Origin of the sequence: Acetobacter estunensis (assembly GCF_019083805.1) — a bacterium.
Lineage (GTDB): Bacteria > Pseudomonadota > Alphaproteobacteria > Acetobacterales > Acetobacteraceae > Acetobacter > Acetobacter estunensis_A.
On record NZ_JAHRDV010000017.1, the window covers coordinates 1 to 15022 of the forward strand.

At 58.3% G+C, this 15022-nt stretch carries 18 protein-coding genes and 1 pseudogene; 3 read left to right on the forward strand and 16 right to left on the reverse strand.

Going from position 1 to position 15022, the window contains the following annotated elements; genetic code table 11:
- Positions 1–462: 462 nt before the first annotated feature.
- The 4 genes from KUA11_RS14925 to KUA11_RS14940 all read right to left on the reverse strand — a co-directional run bounded on the left by KUA11_RS14925 (position 463) and on the right by KUA11_RS14940 (position 2330).
- Positions 463–1422: a Fic family protein gene (locus KUA11_RS14925; protein ID WP_217411663.1), complete on the reverse strand. Its 960-nt coding sequence runs from the start codon at positions 1420–1422 to the stop codon at positions 463–465.
- The gene (locus tag KUA11_RS14930; protein ID WP_217411665.1) at positions 1337–1657 is read right to left on the reverse strand and encodes an antitoxin VbhA family protein; all 321 of its coding nucleotides are present in this window, start codon (positions 1655–1657) and stop codon (positions 1337–1339) included. The genes KUA11_RS14925 and KUA11_RS14930 overlap by 86 nt, the downstream gene beginning before the upstream one ends.
- Positions 1654–1920 carry a hypothetical protein gene (locus tag KUA11_RS14935; protein WP_217411667.1) on the reverse strand — a complete coding sequence of 89 codons (267 nt, stop codon included), beginning with the start codon at positions 1918–1920 and terminating at the stop codon, positions 1654–1656. Before KUA11_RS14935 ends, KUA11_RS14930 begins: the two co-directional genes overlap by 4 nt.
- A 62-nt stretch (positions 1921–1982) precedes the next feature.
- The gene (locus KUA11_RS14940) at positions 1983–2330 is read right to left on the reverse strand and encodes a single-stranded DNA-binding protein (protein ID WP_217411669.1); all 348 of its coding nucleotides are present in this window, start codon (positions 2328–2330) and stop codon (positions 1983–1985) included.
- Between the two features lie 342 nt (positions 2331–2672).
- Between KUA11_RS14940 and KUA11_RS14945 the strand changes: the two genes are divergently transcribed.
- Positions 2673–3179 (forward strand): hypothetical protein, encoded by a 507-nt coding sequence (locus tag KUA11_RS14945; RefSeq protein ID WP_217411671.1) that lies wholly within the window; start codon positions 2673–2675, stop codon positions 3177–3179.
- On the opposite strand, the gene KUA11_RS14950 is transcribed toward KUA11_RS14945, so the two are convergent.
- The 7 genes and pseudogenes from KUA11_RS14950 to KUA11_RS14980 form a co-directional block, all read right to left on the reverse strand.
- Complete coding sequence (locus KUA11_RS14950) at positions 3176–3682, reverse strand: hypothetical protein (RefSeq protein WP_217411674.1); 507 nt, start codon at positions 3680–3682, stop codon at positions 3176–3178. The two genes, KUA11_RS14945 and KUA11_RS14950, sit on opposite strands and share 4 nt — an antisense overlap.
- Positions 3679–4068 (reverse strand): hypothetical protein, encoded by a 390-nt coding sequence (locus KUA11_RS14955; protein ID WP_217411676.1) that lies wholly within the window; start codon positions 4066–4068, stop codon positions 3679–3681. The genes KUA11_RS14950 and KUA11_RS14955 overlap by 4 nt, the downstream gene beginning before the upstream one ends.
- A 63-nt stretch (positions 4069–4131) precedes the next feature.
- Positions 4132–4287: a hypothetical protein gene (locus KUA11_RS14960; RefSeq protein WP_217411679.1), complete on the reverse strand. Its 156-nt coding sequence runs from the start codon at positions 4285–4287 to the stop codon at positions 4132–4134.
- A 308-nt stretch (positions 4288–4595) separates the two neighbouring features.
- Positions 4596–6609: pseudogene (locus KUA11_RS14965) on the reverse strand (TonB-dependent siderophore receptor); the annotation flags it as partial.
- Between the two features lie 546 nt (positions 6610–7155).
- Positions 7156–7494, reverse strand: coding sequence for a DUF5983 family protein (locus tag KUA11_RS14970; protein WP_217411680.1), 339 nt, complete (start codon positions 7492–7494; stop codon positions 7156–7158).
- Between the two features lie 120 nt (positions 7495–7614).
- Positions 7615–8622 (reverse strand): adenine nucleotide alpha hydrolase family protein, encoded by a 1008-nt coding sequence (locus KUA11_RS14975; protein ID WP_217411747.1) that lies wholly within the window; start codon positions 8620–8622, stop codon positions 7615–7617.
- Positions 8623–9359: 737 nt separating this feature from the next.
- Positions 9360–10307, reverse strand: coding sequence for a LysR family transcriptional regulator (locus KUA11_RS14980; RefSeq protein ID WP_217411682.1), 948 nt, complete (start codon positions 10305–10307; stop codon positions 9360–9362).
- 140 nt (positions 10308–10447) lie between these two features.
- On the opposite strand from KUA11_RS14980, the gene KUA11_RS14985 reads away from it, so the two are divergent.
- Both KUA11_RS14985 and KUA11_RS14990 read left to right on the forward strand, forming a co-directional pair.
- Positions 10448–11155, forward strand: a complete 708-nt coding sequence (locus KUA11_RS14985) for a cysteine hydrolase family protein (protein ID WP_217411684.1) — start codon at positions 10448–10450, stop codon at positions 11153–11155.
- 22 nt (positions 11156–11177) lie between these two features.
- Complete coding sequence (locus KUA11_RS14990) at positions 11178–12182, forward strand: ABC transporter substrate-binding protein (protein WP_217411686.1); 1005 nt, start codon at positions 11178–11180, stop codon at positions 12180–12182.
- A gap of 104 nt (positions 12183–12286) precedes the next feature.
- Here the strand turns inward: KUA11_RS14990 and KUA11_RS14995 are convergent, their stop codons facing one another.
- From KUA11_RS14995 to KUA11_RS15015, 5 genes are all read right to left on the reverse strand, one after another.
- A complete protein-coding gene (locus KUA11_RS14995) occupies positions 12287–12625 on the reverse strand; it encodes a hypothetical protein (RefSeq protein ID WP_217411688.1) in 339 nt (112 codons plus the stop codon).
- Positions 12626–12638: 13 nt separating this feature from the next.
- Positions 12639–13253 carry a hypothetical protein gene (locus KUA11_RS15000; protein ID WP_217411690.1) on the reverse strand — a complete coding sequence of 205 codons (615 nt, stop codon included), beginning with the start codon at positions 13251–13253 and terminating at the stop codon, positions 12639–12641.
- A gap of 67 nt (positions 13254–13320) precedes the next feature.
- The gene (locus tag KUA11_RS15005) at positions 13321–13626 is read right to left on the reverse strand and encodes a hypothetical protein (protein ID WP_217411692.1); all 306 of its coding nucleotides are present in this window, start codon (positions 13624–13626) and stop codon (positions 13321–13323) included.
- Between the two features lie 68 nt (positions 13627–13694).
- Positions 13695–14096, reverse strand: a complete 402-nt coding sequence (locus KUA11_RS15010) for a DUF6876 family protein (RefSeq protein ID WP_254454972.1) — start codon at positions 14094–14096, stop codon at positions 13695–13697.
- 47 nt (positions 14097–14143) lie between these two features.
- The gene (locus KUA11_RS15015) at positions 14144–14842 is read right to left on the reverse strand and encodes an LPD29 domain-containing protein (RefSeq protein ID WP_217411694.1); all 699 of its coding nucleotides are present in this window, start codon (positions 14840–14842) and stop codon (positions 14144–14146) included.
- Between the last annotated feature and the right edge of the window lie 180 nt (positions 14843–15022).

Sequence of the window (15022 nt, forward strand, 5' to 3'; positions counted from 1 at the left end):
GGGAGAGGTCTGTCATGGTGTGTTCTGTCCGGTTGCCGCTTCAACCACCCCCGCAGGCGGGGGTGGCACGGGGCCGGGGTCTGACCTCGCCGTCATGCGTCCAGGATGACATCCACGAGCCCGAGGTGTCAAGACCGGTGGAATGCAGGCAAGCGAGGTGGGGATGCGGGCAGCGCGGGGCGTAGCCCTGCGATGAACGCAGCCACGCCTTGTCGCCGCGTGCGTTCCTGAGCCCGAAGGGTTGTCTTGAGACCTCGGGCTCGTGGATGTCATCCTGGACGCATGACGGCGAGGTCAGACCCCGGCCCCGTGCCACCCCCGCCTGCGGGGGTGGTTGAAGCGGCAACCGGACAGAACACACCATGACAGACCTCTCCCACAGGAAACGAGGTCACATCATGCGGGCGTGCCGTGCGACTGAACGTGCAATCGCACCTATGAGCGCGATTTTTTCCGGTCGTCCTAGAAACCGGGTCCGGGCGAGCGGCTCGAAGGTGTCGGCGCGGACGGCTTGGGGTCTTCCCGGCTCCCAGGTGACGGCGCTTTTTCAGGCGACGCGCCAGAAGACGCCTGCGGGGCGTCCGCGGCGGGCTTGCGAAAGAAAGAGTCCACAATGCGTCCGAACACGCTCTGACCGCTCTGTGGCGCAGGTTCGGGGCGCGGTGTCGGCTCCAGCCGCGTGAGACCCGCGGAGATGATCGCCCCGAGATCGCGCTTTCCCTGAAGCTCGCGCAACTGCTTGAGCGTCTGGAACGCCATATAGCCCATGCCCTCGTCCTCGAGCGCACGGGCCTCGGTCATACCGGGGAAAGCGCGCTCGATCACGGCCACGTCGCGAGCGACATAAAGCTCGTTCCGACTTTCCTGCGTCACTCCTGTGCGCGTCCAGTCCAGATCGAAGCCCGCTTTACGCGCTACAGACCGCACGAAACTGCGCAGCGTCCGGCTGTTGCCTTCTTCAAAAACATGGGCATGGTCGAGATCCGCGTAGAGGTCGGCCAGCCGGTTTCCGGCTTCGCGGATGTCGAGACCCGCAAGTTCCTTGATTCCACCAAGCTGGTGAAAGGTCTCAAGGGCCTCGGCCGCCTTCTGACCGACGTGCTGCGTCGCATACATCACATCGTACTGGATGTCCGTGCCCTCAAGCGTGCGGGGTTTCATCCATATCCGGCTGTCCCCACGCACCTGCCCCGGACTGACCTTCTGCACAGCGCCCGGATAATGGTCGAAATCCTGAAAGATGTAGGCGTGCGTGCTCTTGAGATGATCGAGATCGAACGACCCTGTGAGGGGTTTACGTTCGAGTTCGGTGATCCGGACCCTCGAGAGGAGACCGTCAAGAGACAGACGAGATCCGCTCTGCGGCGAGGCGGGCGTATTCGGCGCGGCAGAGTTTGAAGATTTCTTCCCGGTATTCGTCATCGTTCAGCTCGCCTTCGATGAAGCGGCGGTCGATGGCACGCACCTCATCCGTGATTGTGAAACCTTCGAGTTCGACACTTCCCGTCGCCTGCCGGATTGCCTCGGCGCGGCGTGCCCGTTCAACGTCGGAGATGGCAGCAGGTCTGGTCATGACGGCACCTCGATTGATGAGATGGGCGATCATACCAGAGAGTTTCTGTCCTGTCCTGCGTGAGCCCAGAAGAAGAGCACTCATGTCCGCATACTCCGGCGCGGCGTACGCTCAACGAGAACCTCACGCCCTGCCAGCTCGCGCAGACTGCTTTCAAGCAGTTTGGCCGAGCGGCGACGGCGCACCTCGTGGGCCGTGCGGCGCAGCCGGGCGCGCGCACGATCGGAGATCTCGGGAAGCACGAGGTTGCCTTCGATATGCAGGGCTTCGCCTTCCAGACGACGGGCCAGGGCGCGGGCTTGCAGCCGCGCGACCGGGGCACCCGAAAAGGATGAGGATAACATCATGATCTTTACTCCAGTCAGGATTGGGAGGAGCGCGCACGGGGCGCGGTCCCTTCTTTTGCGTGTCAGAGAACGACCAGGTCACAGTTCTCAGGTTCGATCGTCACATCCGTGACGACACCGCGCGTCAGGCCATTCGCAACGATTGCCCGCGCCCGCGCGCGGCCCTCGATATAGACGCGCGTACCCACTCTGCAGCGGTTCTCGATGGCGCGGAGCGCGTGAAGTTTGGTGCAGACCACGTAATGCCAGCCAAGCGCGTCAGCGCCCGGCGCAGGCTCACGATCCGTCCCGTTCCACGTTGTGCAAAGCCAGAAGCGCGCAGCGGCCTTCTCTCCGCTCGCCCCTGTCTCAAACGCGGGAGAGCACGTGATATGCCCCACGAGGATGATCCGGTTTACGACGTCCGACATGGCCGTCTCCCTGTGTTTATTCCAACAGGGTGAGGCCCGATGCCGCACCGTCTGCCGGTAGCGGTCAGACGGACAGGGCCATCAGGCGGCAGGCGCACTCCCTCGGTCCGGCATGGTGCGGAAGCCGCGTGCGGCTTCACGGTGCCGGAGCGACCGCAGGCCCGGGGATTGCGCCTGACGACGGCCCTGTCAGACCGCGACGACCGGCAGGCGGTTCGGCATCGCGTCTTTTCTGCGCTCTCCTCTTCGCTTTTCGGCTTTTCTTTTTCATTTCCCTGTGTATCCGCTTGTACAGATCAGGGATTTCTCCTAGAATCACCGGGTATTTCAGGAGAAACGGACATGGCCGTTGTCACCGTCTCGAAAGATCGCGTGAGTCTGCTTGCGGATTTCCATCCCGAGCTGGCCACGCAATGCCGACGTTTCAAAGGCCGCTGGCAAGACAAGGCTGTCGGCTGGACGTTTCTCGCCGATCAGGAGCACAACGTGCGCGGGATCTGCCGCACGCTCTACGGCGTGGACGGCACGCCCGAAGCCTGGGCCGATCAGTGCAACGTCCATGTCCAGGTCGAGGAGCGCGATATACGCGCGCCCGTCTGGCGACAGTTCAACGCCGACATCTTTCTCGGCGGTCGCCATATCGCGGGCGTCTTCGGCCCGCGTCAGGCGCTGCGCACCGGCAAAGGCGTGAAGTTTCTCGAAGGCGCGCCGTGTTGCGCGCGCGAACACGGCGCCTACCGTCTGGCCGTGCCGGACGGCGCGGTGATCGAGATCCGCAAATATCCGCGTGCTGCACTTGCGTTTCTCAGTGAGGCGCTGCGCGGGCACGGTGCGCTGAGCGTCGCCTAAAACAGCCCCAGCTGCATCGCGGGCCGATTGACGACTGGAACACCGGCGGCGACGCCGTGCTTTTTCATCAACACCTCAAGCATGGCGCGTTCATGGGCTTCTTCCTCGTCGCGCGCCTGCTTCGCCCAGGCTTCGACCAGAAGATTTTCGCGCACCCGCTGGCCGATTTCGCGCTCGACGTCCGACCACGTGAAGGCCGGATCGCCCCAGCACGGGTAATCCACCATGTGTTTGAGGAACGCATGGCGGGTCTTCGCGCTTGCAAACCATGCTGATCTGAAGCCCAGAGAATTGAAGTGAGCAATATGGCTCCACATCTGGGACACGCGCCCATACAGCGCCTTGTTGAACTTCTCGGCCGGCATGCCCTGGGCGAGAAAGCGCAGGATGGCATTGCCGATCCGGGCTTTCTCAGCCGCGCTACTCCATTTGGTGGGCGTGAACTGCTCCGCCACGAGAGGCGGCGAGCGCAAGCGCTCGCACAGGATCGGGGCCGCGCTCATGCCGCCCGGCTCCGGTTGCGATACCAGTTATGAAAGCGCGTCACGTCGGGCAGATCGGGATAGCGACCGCCACCCATCCCCTCATCTTCCATCTGCGCCAGCATCCGCACCGAAATCCGTGAGCGCTTGTCGTTGGCAAGGCATCGCACCAGAGCGAGATGCGAGCGCCCGCTGATATAACGATCCTCCCAGAAGCCCGTGACCGGATTGCGCACGGCGGCCGCCAGGGTGCCATTGCAGAACCCTTCAACGATCCACGGCACCGTGCGGCAAGGATGACCGGAACGAGGGCTTGGAAAGCGAAAGATCGAACCCAGCGCGACGGTGCCGACACGCAGCGGATTGTGCCCGCCCTGAAAGGGCGAGGTATGATACTGACGCAGCATCGGAACTCTCCTGAAACACAAAGACCGCCTCAAGGGCGGCCAAAATAGACAAGCGGTGACGCCTCAGAGGAGGCTGATGAGATCATCGATGTCGGGGAGAAAAAAGCCCGGTCCCACAATCAGGACCGTGACCAGCCCCATGAAGAGCATGAAGCCCATGACGCCGAGGATGATTTCTCGCGCGTCGTTGCGTGTGATCGGAAAGCTGCGCTTGGACATGGCCGGATCCCTTGTTTTCTCTGGACCCTTCCCGCGCAACCGGGCGTTGACGGCCAATGCAAAGCCGACGCATCGCGTCGGCACCGCAGGCGCGCGCAGCGCGGCGAGGAGCCACGCTTTGCATTGGACGGCAAGGCCTGGTGTGGCCTTCTCCCGCTTTTCTTTCTTTAATTTTTGTCTTCTTTAAATGCCCACACGTAACACATGTGACGTCCATTTTGTGTTCATCGCGGTCATTTTGTCACACGTTCTGTGGACTAGAAGAAGCACACAGCATTTATTCACGGCACAATACTGTTGATAGAGCCTCACCACGAAAAAGCGATTGTGCCCTGAGCATTGCGGCGCTCTCCGTAGTAGCACCATCCTTGGCCATAGGACGCATAACTCAAACAGTTCCCAATGTATTTCTTGTCGAAGAGATTTCTGACGCTTGCGGACACTTTCCAGCCACGTAAAGACTCAGACAGTTGAGAAAGGTCATAACGCAGGGAACCGTCGAAAACGGCGTATTGCGGCACCCAGACGCTGCCTTTTCCGTAAGGACTTTCGCCACCGTATGTTTTTGCGGAATAACGCATACCGCCACCAAATCCGAGACCTTTTGCTGGCCCGTCTGGAAGAGTGTAGAAAACGAATAGGGCTGCATTCCCTTTCCCAGACTGAAGAAGAGGCTTTCCCGTCGAATCATCTTTCACTTTCTGGACACTGACTGAGGCCGTGATGTCGAAGTTTTTAAATGGTTGAGCATGCGCCTCAAATTCAAATCCATCCGAATGCACTTTTCCACTCTCAGTGCTGTAGGCTCCGTTACTTGATGCTACGAGAACGTTGTTCTGTTCGATATGAAACCCGGCGACCGTAAATAACAAACTGGTTTTTGGGATCTGATATTTCAATCCGCCTTCAAGCTGTTTCCCCACAGAAGGATCCGCCTGGCGAAGGGTCGCACCGCCATTGCCCGAGACAAGGCCGGATTGGGGCTCGAAAGACGTTGAATAGGAAATATAGGGCGAAAGGCCAAACTTGAAGTGATATAGTCCCGAAGCACGCCATGTAATCTGCGATGGATTTTGTCGTGTGGTGGCCCCGCTGCTCCTGTTCAGTTGATCGGATCGATACCAGTCGTTGCGCAGGCTCCCCGTGATAACGAGGCCCTTCCAGTGAATTTCGTCTTGCCCGTAGACGCCGATCTGATGCGAATTGGTTTGGTAATTGACCCACGGCGATAGGGTGGGATTAGCCATGTGATAGTCCGGATGCAGGACATCAATACTGGGTGCTGATCCGAAAAGTCCGTATTCCGAGGCGCTTTGCTGCATATAATCAAAGCCGAACATGAGCGAATGTTTCACGCTGCCGGTATGCACTTTTCCTTTAAAGGCACTATCAAAGGCTAGGTTGTGTACGTGCTCGTTCGTACTGTACGCATAGCGGGGAAGTGTCGTGGCATTTGTGTAATATCCGGCATCATATGCGCTGCGATTTTCCACCATTATGTCGTCATAACGACCACGTGTGGAAAAATTCCAGTCGCTATTGATTTTTTGATTAAAGATATACGTAATCGCGCCCTGACGACGATTATATTTCTCAAAAGAAGCATCTCCATCGTAAAAGTTACGGGGAAGATGGCCGAAGGGTGCGCGTAGAAGTGAACCTAGAAGCGGGGCGCCACCATACGTTCCATTCTCTGGATCATATTGATAATTCCCAAGTAACGTCAGTGTCGTGGGACCGTCCCCACCAAATGTGAACGCAGGGCTGATTGAAAACCGGCGACTACCAGTCTTTTTTAACTGACTATGCTGACCATTGACCGTGCCGTACAGACGGTAACGCACGAAGCCGTCCTTTGTGGCATATCCCCCAACATCGGCATCGACTCTGTAGAGATCAAAGCTTCCTCCTGTTGTCGCAATATCCCCATAAAATTTCCGATTCAAAGGCAGCTTACTTGAAAGCCCCACAAGACCGCCCGGACTTGACTGACCATAGAGAGCCGATGAAGGGCCTTTGAGAATTTCAACACGGTCGAGGCGGAATGTATCCGTCTGTGGCGATGCGTAGCCAGTTCCAGACTGGAGTTTGAGGCCATCAAGAAATGTCGGCACGCTAAAGCCGCGAAGCTTGAACTGATCAAAACGAGTGCCAACGCCACCTCCCCGCAAATCGGATGTCACCCCAGCGGCATATCGAATTGCCTGATTGAGATTGAGCACCCCCCGGAACGTCCATTTCTTTGCGAGTAATAACGGTCACCGACTGTGCAGTTTCAATCAGAGGCGTATCGGTTTTTGTTGCTGATGATGCGACTGTTGAAACATTCTGTCCGTGCACCGTTATATGCCGGACATGAGAGACATTCGGCTCAACCGTCTTTTTTGAAATATGCGCGTCAGATGCGCGAGAGGGCGATGATCTATCTCGCGATAAATCGGCGCACAGCGCAACGTCACCTAAAAAGAACCAGGCAACAGGCATATAGAGTAAGGCGTTGCGGGGCACGGGGAAACCCATTTGACATCCTTAGGCTGATCTTCGCCCCCGCCCTTTAATGCAACTGATTCTCATATTCAAACGTCAAAAAATATTTTGTCCTGTTCGTCGATGATATTGAAGTGAGGATCACAGGAGGCTGATCGCTCAACGAAGAGCGCCACATTGTTAAAAAACGGGATTTTTCTGCCATATCCCGTAGCCAAAGGACGATCGGAGGAACAGTTGGCATTCGCACAAGAGCCGACCTATCAGAATCGCGTTCCTAAAACTGAAAAACTGTCCGCGCATCCCAACTAGACGTATGCGGCTCCTTGGCCAGTTTGTCTGAAAACGTATTCTCCGGTTCCCCCCTTCTTTCCTTATCCCTCAGTCCTGCCACTGCACGGGAAACCGATCGTCGATGTCGCGGTCGCGCTCGAACAGCACCCAGTCACATCCGGCCTCCTTGGCGTAGGCAAGGATGGCGTAGAGCCCCGGCGAGGCGTCGTCGTGGACACTCTCCAGCTCGTCGGGCACCGAGACGAGCCAGCCATAGGGGCCGGACAGGCAGGGCATGGAGCCGTTCTGGCCCTTGGTGACGAGGTATTCCTCAAACTCCAGCGTGTCGCCGCGATCCAGATGCGCCGTGCTCAGATCGAGCACGCGCCGCACATTGCGTGGCTGACGGGCAACCGGAAGAGAAACGACCGTGGCGGTATCGGACATGACAGGCTCCTTTGAGCGTGGTAGTGAGAGATCACCGCCACACACTCCGCCCTGTTCGTGCGACTGTGCAGCGTTTTTCCGAAAAATCGGCAGCGGCGATGCAAGGTGTGTCAGAAACTGTCACACCGGTCCGGCATTCTCGCCGAACGCGCCCGCAGGCATCTGCCAGTGTGAGGGGGCGCAAAGCACCGGTCCGCGCCAGCGGCGCGAGAGCGCGCGACGCACCAGATCCGGCCTTGCCAGCACCGGGGCAAACACCTCGCCCGTATCGGCAAGCGCCCAGAGATCGCGATCGCGGCGTATCGTGCAGCCAAACGCGCGCTCCCACGCGCACAAACCGGCAAAGCGTTGGCCATCCATGTAGCGCAGCGTCGCCGCCTGATTGGCCGACATGAAAATGCACGTCAGGCACGACAGCCGACCGAAACCCAGCCGATAGGGCAGAGGTGCGATCACCCCGTGTCGGTGCAGGCACTCCCACACCTCGGCCTCGCTCCAGCCATGCACCGGCCGGTAGTGATCGACATGGCGCCGCGCGCGTCCATCCCGCAGATCCGAGCGATGCGGCTCGAAGGCCGCATAGCGGGCGCGGTTGGCGGATTCAGCGGCCCGCTCACCAGTCACGAACAGTGTGCGTGCGTGGTGAAACCGCGCCTGATTACACAGCGCCGTGTCGGCGACCATGATCTTGGCGTAGGGCGAGCACCAGCGCACCGACAGGTTCGCCGACATCTGGGGAAAGCGGCGGCGCGTGTTGCGCGAGCCGTGCCCGCCCATCGTCACGCGCCCCTCGGGCGTGTCGAACCAGACCGGCGCGGTTGGCGCGTCCTCGCGCAACATCTCGCGCACGATCCCGCCCTGACGGGCCGAGAAATACAGGTTTACGCCCAGAGCGTCGGCGAGATGGCGGCCGTAATCGGTGACGTGCGGCCAGTCGAACACGTCGGCCTCGTCTTCGACCAGATGGTGCCACCACTCGATACGCTCGGGCGGCACGCCGCATTCGAGAAGATGCAGCGTGCAGGCCAGGGAATCCTTGCCGAAGGAACAGGCGACGATGATGTGGTCATAGCTCGCCAGATCCGATCCGCTCACAGCTCCTGGCTCACCGGTCAGGACCGGCAGCATGTGCGGCAGAGGCACGCCGGACAGGCGCAGCGGCTTGGTGTGCCGTCCGTCCCATGTCAGACGCTCGCACGGGCGCAGCAGTCCGGCCGCCTCGGCGGCCCGATCCCGTTTGATGCACACGGTTTCATTGCCGCCCGAGCGGCGCTGGCACGGCTCGCCCGCGTCCGCGCCACAGCCCGCGCAGGGAAGTGTCAGCGCCGGGTCGCCATGCTCCCATTCCATCCCGCAACGGTGACACTGCACCGGCTCGGATGTGCAGATCCAGCGTGTGGGCCTGCGGAAGGTAACGCTACGGGGACGTGTGGATGAGGCCGCGTATACCATGGAAACATTCTCCTCTCTGAATGCTTCCCCGCAGGCCGGGAGCGGCTGGCCGGGTCAGGCGCGGCGCCTGCGCCGGCACCGTAAAGCGCGCGCAAGCGCGGTGCGGCGCCACCGCTTGACGCGGACGGACGCTTCTGGTCGCGCCCTTCCCTGCTTTATCCTGCTTCCTGTTTCTCTCTCTCCCGCTCTTCCAGACGCCGCAGAAGCCAGAACCCGCTCCATCACGCGGAACGTACCGATTTGCCGGTCCATATTTCACTGCGGGACTGGAATCATCTCGTTACGAATTTTATTCTTTTAAAAAAGATCAATAACCGCGAAATAATCGCGATTATTATATTTTTTCGATAACCCGTTTATAGGCTAAATGTCACATTTGAAATATTGCTGTCTTATACCTTGCTGCAGTGACTTCACCGAAAAGTAGTATACTCTCGCATAGACTGGCGCATTTCTTCGTGAAAAAGCTGAGCCGGCGTTGAGAGTAGCGATACCTCTAAACTAATCATATAAACAAAATAACTTGGTAATAAGGACGCTGGTAAAAGAGGCCACAATTTATCGCCAGCAGTGTCGGCGACAATGGTCGGTAGAAAACCAACTCCTACACCGAGCTGGATCAGCCTCATCGCCTCACTTAGATCATCGGCTCGGGCTCCGACATGTCGTCCCAAAGCGTAATGCAGACGAAATCGCTCGACATCTTTTGGTTCATCGCCTTGAGCCAAGACAAATCGTTGTCGAGACAATAAAGCTGGATTTCCAACGGTCTTCCCGAACAATCGATGATTTCGGCCACAATAAAGCTGCTGACTCTCCCATACAATTGGCTCATAATGTAACGTAGGAACTGAATCGCTTTCGTACGTCAGACCAATATCACAGTCACCCGCAATTACCGCATCCAGAACTTCTTGCCAGGTTAAGATATCGATACTCAATTTTACATCTGGATGTGCCTGTGTGAAAACCGATAGCGCCGTATCCAGCGCAGGCGAGACGATGTTTGAAATCATGCCCAGTCGCAACGTGCCATCGACCTTGTTGGCTGCACGTATAGCTGCGTGCGGTACCATCCTAATGATATCAAAAGCGTTATTTATAAGCTCCCAAACAGCACGGCCGGCTGGTGTTACCTCAATTCCCTGAGGAGACCGTCGACACAATTTCACGCCGAGTTGTTCCTCGAACCGCTTGAGAGCGAGGCTCAGGCCCGGCTGATGAACGTTGAGCTGTCTAGCTGCCGCACTGATGCTGCCAGCCTCGACAATTTGATGAAACTGATAAAATGCGTTCCAGTCGATATTTTTTACAAAACGCTGCACAGCCTGTCGATCTACGAGAGAAGACTCATCTGCCATTCCATACTGATCCTGTGTCATTATACTGTGACAATATAGAGCCTATCCCATTTTTCCATCTTCGCGATATGGTACGCTCGACTTATTTTTCCGGGATCGAAACAAAGACAGTAAGACACTCAGAAAGAGGTTCCCGTGATATGTCACTGCAAGTACCAGCTACGGGCTATCCCTTTCCCTTTCAGGGCACGCTAAAACCGTCGGAAACTGCAATTGTCGTCATCGACATGCAACTCGATTTCTGTGCCGAAGGCGGATGGGTCGCAAGTTTTACAGACGCTTTACCACTCATGCGTGAACCTATCGCCCCCATTATCCGCATTCTTGACGCTGCCCGTGCACACAAGATGACAATTATCTACACGCGCGAAGGTCATCGCTCCAACGGATCAGATTTGACCGCCGTGAAAGCCTATCGGACCCGTCTAGCTTACAATGGGGCCGCCGTAGGTGAATCGACTTCTTTAGGCAGAGTATTGACGCGAGGCGAACCGGGTCACGAAATCATTCCAGAACTACGACCGCATCCGGAAGACGTTATTATCGATAAGGTCGGTAGTGGGTGTTTTTATGCTACCGAAATGGAGCATATTCTACGCCACCGCGGCATTAAAAATCTCATCTTCGTCGGCGTAACCACTGAATGCTGCGTGCATACGTCTATGCGCGAAGCAGCCGATCGCGGTTTCGACAATCTCTTGCTGGAAGACGCGACAGCCGCCGTGACACCAGAACTCAAGACAGCTGCAATCGACATCATACGCGACCCTTCAACGCTCTTTGGCACTGTCGGCACTTCGAACGATTTAATTGCAGTTTTGCAATCGTACCCAGTCGAACATGTCTAATCACATGCCAAGGATAAAGCTCATGACGCTCTACACCAAATGCAAACGCATTTTTATCGCTGCGGCTCTTGCCACACTAACGCTGCCACCTTTAGCGCGCGCTGAGTCCTTACACGTTGGTTATAGCGACTGGCCGGGCAGCGTTGCTTGGCAAATCGCCATTGAGAAGCACTGGCTTGAGGAGAAAAAGCTCGATATCGCCTTCGAATGGTTTGACTACGGAGCCATGCTGGACGCCTACATCGCCGGAAAGTTAGACGCGATTAGCGCCACCAACGGAGACGTCCTGTCGACAGGTGCGAACGGCCGCAAAAGCGTGATCGTGATGCTGAACGACTATTCAGATGGTAACGACATGATTGTTGCCACTCGCGATATCTCGAACGTAGCAGATTTGAAGGGCAAGAAGATCGCAGTCGAAACCGGGCTAGTGGACCATTTGCTACTCTTAACTGCGTTGCAAAAAAATGGCTTGAGTGAAGAAGATGTGGATATAGTCCGCACGACTACAAATGAAACCCCTCAGGTTCTGGCCACCGGCACCGTGGCTGCTATTGGAGTCTGGCAGCCTAACGCTGGACAAGCGCTCAGAATGGTTTCGGGTTCTCATCCCATTTTCACGTCCCATGATGCTCCAGGTCTTATCTATGATTCGCTCGCAGTAGATCCCGTTAGTTTAAGACTCCATGAAAACGATTGGCGTACATTGGTACAGATTTGGGGACGAATTGTCGCTTATATTCAGAACCCTGCAACACATGACGACGCAGTCAAAATTATGGCAAAAAAAGTCGGTATCAGTCCAGAAACCTATGCCCGGTTTCTCGCTGGCACCCATCTGTTAAGCCTCGACGACAACGCCGTAGTATTTGAAAAAAAACCTGGTCTGAACTCTATTTACGGTTCAACCCAAAATGCCGACAATTTCAATGTCCGTTACAAAGCCTACGCGTCGCCGCAGCGGATAGACAGTTATATTCATCCTCTACTTAAGGTCGATGCCACTACAGGAAAAACCGAGCAATAATCTTAAGCGACTTTTTTGTATTTTCTCGAGAGACTATAATTCCGGACACCGCGATGACCAGGAATATTTAAATGTAAATAATGTGATTCACCCAGACACGAAGCTCAGGCCCCTGCCGTCTCCTCCACTAGTTCGTACTCGCTCAGTGTCGTGGCACCCGTCCAGGGATCAAGACGGGTAATCATCTCCTTGCCACAGACATCCCCCGCAAAACCGTGGCGGCGCAACTGCGCCAGCCGCGTGCGGTTGATCTTCGGAATGGCAGTGCGCGCGGCAAAATCCGCAAGCGCTGTCTTCATGTCCGGATACGGTTCGCGCCAGTCCCGGGCGTTGAGCGGGTAGATTTCGGGCGTCCGAAGCAGCACGGTACCATCGGGTAGCGCACAGGTCTCGACAACATAGCGCCCGATCTTACGGCGCATAATCGGGGGAGCATCGGTCATCTCGATCGCTCCCTCACGCGGTCTCGGTGTGGAGCTGAAACGCTTCCACCACGTCGTAAGGATGTTCATGCCCGTCATAGCCCACACGTAACGTCCCCGCATGAGCGAAGTTCAGTAACATCCGCGTGCCGTGGGTCTTGCGCTGCACGGCCGCATTGGCCGCGCGGAGCCATCCGTAGAACCCTAGGTGGCCCTGAGCAGGAGTGACGAACTCGTCGCTCTGCGCAGGCCACCAGAAGGGTGCCTGCCCGTCGATCTGGAACGGCGTCTCGCCGCTGCCCCACATCCGCACACCGGGCTCACCGTCATGCCCACGCGGTGCAGGTGCAGGATGGATCACGTGCGTCCAGCGTTCCAGATTGAGCTGATGGTGCCGTCGGGCGGTCTCAAACCCCGTGGGTTTGCGGACGCCGCGCTCGCAGCCGATGACGATTCCGAACGAGCGTCGCGGTGCATGACGGGTGATCGTTTCGCCGTACTCCTGCACCTTGCGCGCAACCTCGGCCACGTCGTCGGCGACGATGGTGGTGGGCCGATCCAGTTCGGTGTCACCGGCGCTCTTGAGGATCGAGCCGTGGGGCAGAACGAGGCGATAGACAGGCAGAGCGGTCAGTGTGAAACGCGGCATGTCGGGTCTCCGGACATGAAAAAGCCGCCTCGAAGGCGGCGTGGAATGACGGATGGCGAGGCGGGCCTCAGAAGTCGGAGAAACCCTCTTCCTCCAGCGCTGCGCGCACCACGTCCCCAGGCGGCTCCTGAGATTCGTAGGAATCCCACCAGCACTGATCGGGAAGATCGAAGATCCCGACACCCGCGATGCGGATGCAGATGCGATTGGCCACGCGCAGATAGCCGTAGAAACCCAGATGGCCGGCTGCGTATTCCGCCGTCGTGGAACAGGCCGACATTTCCGTGATCGCTGGCTGGCCTTCGCGCTGAAAGGGCTCATGCTCGCTGCCCCAGCGCAGGACGGGCGGTTCGCGGGTAAGGCTGTCGGACATGATGGACTCTCCAGAAACGAAAAAGCCGCCTCGAGGGCGGCCGGGACAGACGAAAGAAGGGGGCGATGTCAGTATTCGCTGGGCAGAAGCACCACGCGGCCAAGGCCCGCCTCGCGGAAGGCGAACAGCTTGATCTCGGTGAGCGGGAAATCGGTGTAATCGATCTCCTGACGGTAAAGTTCGCGCTCCGGCTGACCGCTCTTGCCGCCGTCCGTGCAGACGACCACGCCGCGGTGCTGTTCCAGATCGACGCTCAGCGTCCAGAACTGCCGCTCTTCGGCGCGCATGGCCCGCAGGGACTGCACGCTTGCGAGCACGTCCATCAGCCACGCAGCACCGTTGCTGGCGAGAAAGTGCGCCCCGTCCGTGAGCACCAGCCCGCCAAACCAGCGGTAGTAGTGCGCGGTGCCGGTAAACTGCGCGAGGTCGGTGCGGTTGATGGCGTGCGCGGGCGTCAGCGTTTCAGACATGGAAACTCTCCGTAAGAAAGACAGGTTTTAAGGATTGAGGAACGCGCTCAGTCTGCGACCGGCGCGTTGGGATCGCGGTAGAGGCTGATGTAGTCGGCGTGCCCGAACACCGTGTTCCACGGCGTGGCGACGACGGTGCTGCAGTCGTTCATGAGATCGTATCCCGAGCCGCTGAAGCGGTCGGTGATCTCTTTGACGTCCGCTTCCGCAGGCCCGCACTCCCAGCACACGGTCAGACTGCCGTAGTGGCGCTTGCGGACCCGGAAACGGGTTTTTGGCCAGTGCTTCTTGAACAGGACGCGCAGATTGGCGGCAGCGAGCGTGCCGCTCCCCTCGTCGCCCTGCTTGAGACGGGCGAGTTCCGGGTCGGTCTGCAGGTGCGCCACCTCGGCGTCGAACGCGGCTTTGTCTTCGGCTTGTTTGCGGCGTTTCTCCGCCTCACGGGCTTCCGCCAGCGCATCCAGACGCGCCAGTTCGTCGGCATCGGCAAACCCGTCCTCGCGCGCATACACCGTCCACTGCACGCCGCGCAGGATCGCCTCGGGAAGCCGCACGCTGCGCTCACCAGTGAGAAACACGATGTCGTAGCTGGCCGAGCCGCCCGTCATGATCGCGCCTCGTGAAAGCGCGCGAACCGGTTGACGACCAGCCTCCCCATGCACGGCCTTCACGTAGCCGCGTCCGCGATTGTAGAGGATCGTGGAGACCATGGTGCCCACCACCACGGGGTTTTCCGATACCGACATTCTGTGCTCCTTCCAGCATCTTTTCCTGATACCTCTCCAGCGGCCATGGGCCGGGGGCCGGAGCAGACGCGGCGCGCAGCGCCGGGATCGGAGCCACGCGCAGGCCGCGCAGCGGGCGAGCATGGCGAGAACCCACCGTTTGTGGAGGACGCCGGACTGTGGCGCCCCCTACCCTGCCTT

What these genes read in the sequence shown, in the direction of transcription:
- KUA11_RS14925 (WP_217411663.1), bottom strand. Translation starts at nt 1,422, where the DNA reads ATGACGAATACCGGGAAGAAATCTTCAAACTCTGCCGCGCCGAATACG.
- KUA11_RS14930 (WP_217411665.1), bottom strand. Translation starts at nt 1,657, where the DNA reads ATGAGTGCTCTTCTTCTGGGCTCACGCAGGACAGGACAGAAACTCTCT.
- KUA11_RS14935 (WP_217411667.1), bottom strand. Translation starts at nt 1,920, where the DNA reads ATGATGTTATCCTCATCCTTTTCGGGTGCCCCGGTCGCGCGGCTGCAA.
- KUA11_RS14940 (WP_217411669.1), bottom strand. Translation starts at nt 2,330, where the DNA reads ATGTCGGACGTCGTAAACCGGATCATCCTCGTGGGGCATATCACGTGC.
- KUA11_RS14945 (WP_217411671.1), top strand. Translation starts at nt 2,673, where the DNA reads ATGGCCGTTGTCACCGTCTCGAAAGATCGCGTGAGTCTGCTTGCGGAT.
- KUA11_RS14950 (WP_217411674.1), bottom strand. Translation starts at nt 3,682, where the DNA reads ATGAGCGCGGCCCCGATCCTGTGCGAGCGCTTGCGCTCGCCGCCTCTC.
- KUA11_RS14955 (WP_217411676.1), bottom strand. Translation starts at nt 4,068, where the DNA reads ATGCTGCGTCAGTATCATACCTCGCCCTTTCAGGGCGGGCACAATCCG.
- KUA11_RS14960 (WP_217411679.1), bottom strand. Translation starts at nt 4,287, where the DNA reads ATGTCCAAGCGCAGCTTTCCGATCACACGCAACGACGCGCGAGAAATC.
- KUA11_RS14970 (WP_217411680.1), bottom strand. Translation starts at nt 7,494, where the DNA reads ATGTCCGATACCGCCACGGTCGTTTCTCTTCCGGTTGCCCGTCAGCCA.
- KUA11_RS14975 (WP_217411747.1), bottom strand. Translation starts at nt 8,622, where the DNA reads ATGCTGCCGGTCCTGACCGGTGAGCCAGGAGCTGTGAGCGGATCGGAT.
- KUA11_RS14980 (WP_217411682.1), bottom strand. Translation starts at nt 10,307, where the DNA reads ATGGCAGATGAGTCTTCTCTCGTAGATCGACAGGCTGTGCAGCGTTTT.
- KUA11_RS14985 (WP_217411684.1), top strand. Translation starts at nt 10,448, where the DNA reads ATGTCACTGCAAGTACCAGCTACGGGCTATCCCTTTCCCTTTCAGGGC.
- KUA11_RS14990 (WP_217411686.1), top strand. Translation starts at nt 11,178, where the DNA reads ATGACGCTCTACACCAAATGCAAACGCATTTTTATCGCTGCGGCTCTT.
- KUA11_RS14995 (WP_217411688.1), bottom strand. Translation starts at nt 12,625, where the DNA reads ATGACCGATGCTCCCCCGATTATGCGCCGTAAGATCGGGCGCTATGTT.
- KUA11_RS15000 (WP_217411690.1), bottom strand. Translation starts at nt 13,253, where the DNA reads ATGCCGCGTTTCACACTGACCGCTCTGCCTGTCTATCGCCTCGTTCTG.
- KUA11_RS15005 (WP_217411692.1), bottom strand. Translation starts at nt 13,626, where the DNA reads ATGTCCGACAGCCTTACCCGCGAACCGCCCGTCCTGCGCTGGGGCAGC.
- KUA11_RS15010 (WP_254454972.1), bottom strand. Translation starts at nt 14,096, where the DNA reads ATGTCTGAAACGCTGACGCCCGCGCACGCCATCAACCGCACCGACCTC.
- KUA11_RS15015 (WP_217411694.1), bottom strand. Translation starts at nt 14,842, where the DNA reads ATGTCGGTATCGGAAAACCCCGTGGTGGTGGGCACCATGGTCTCCACG.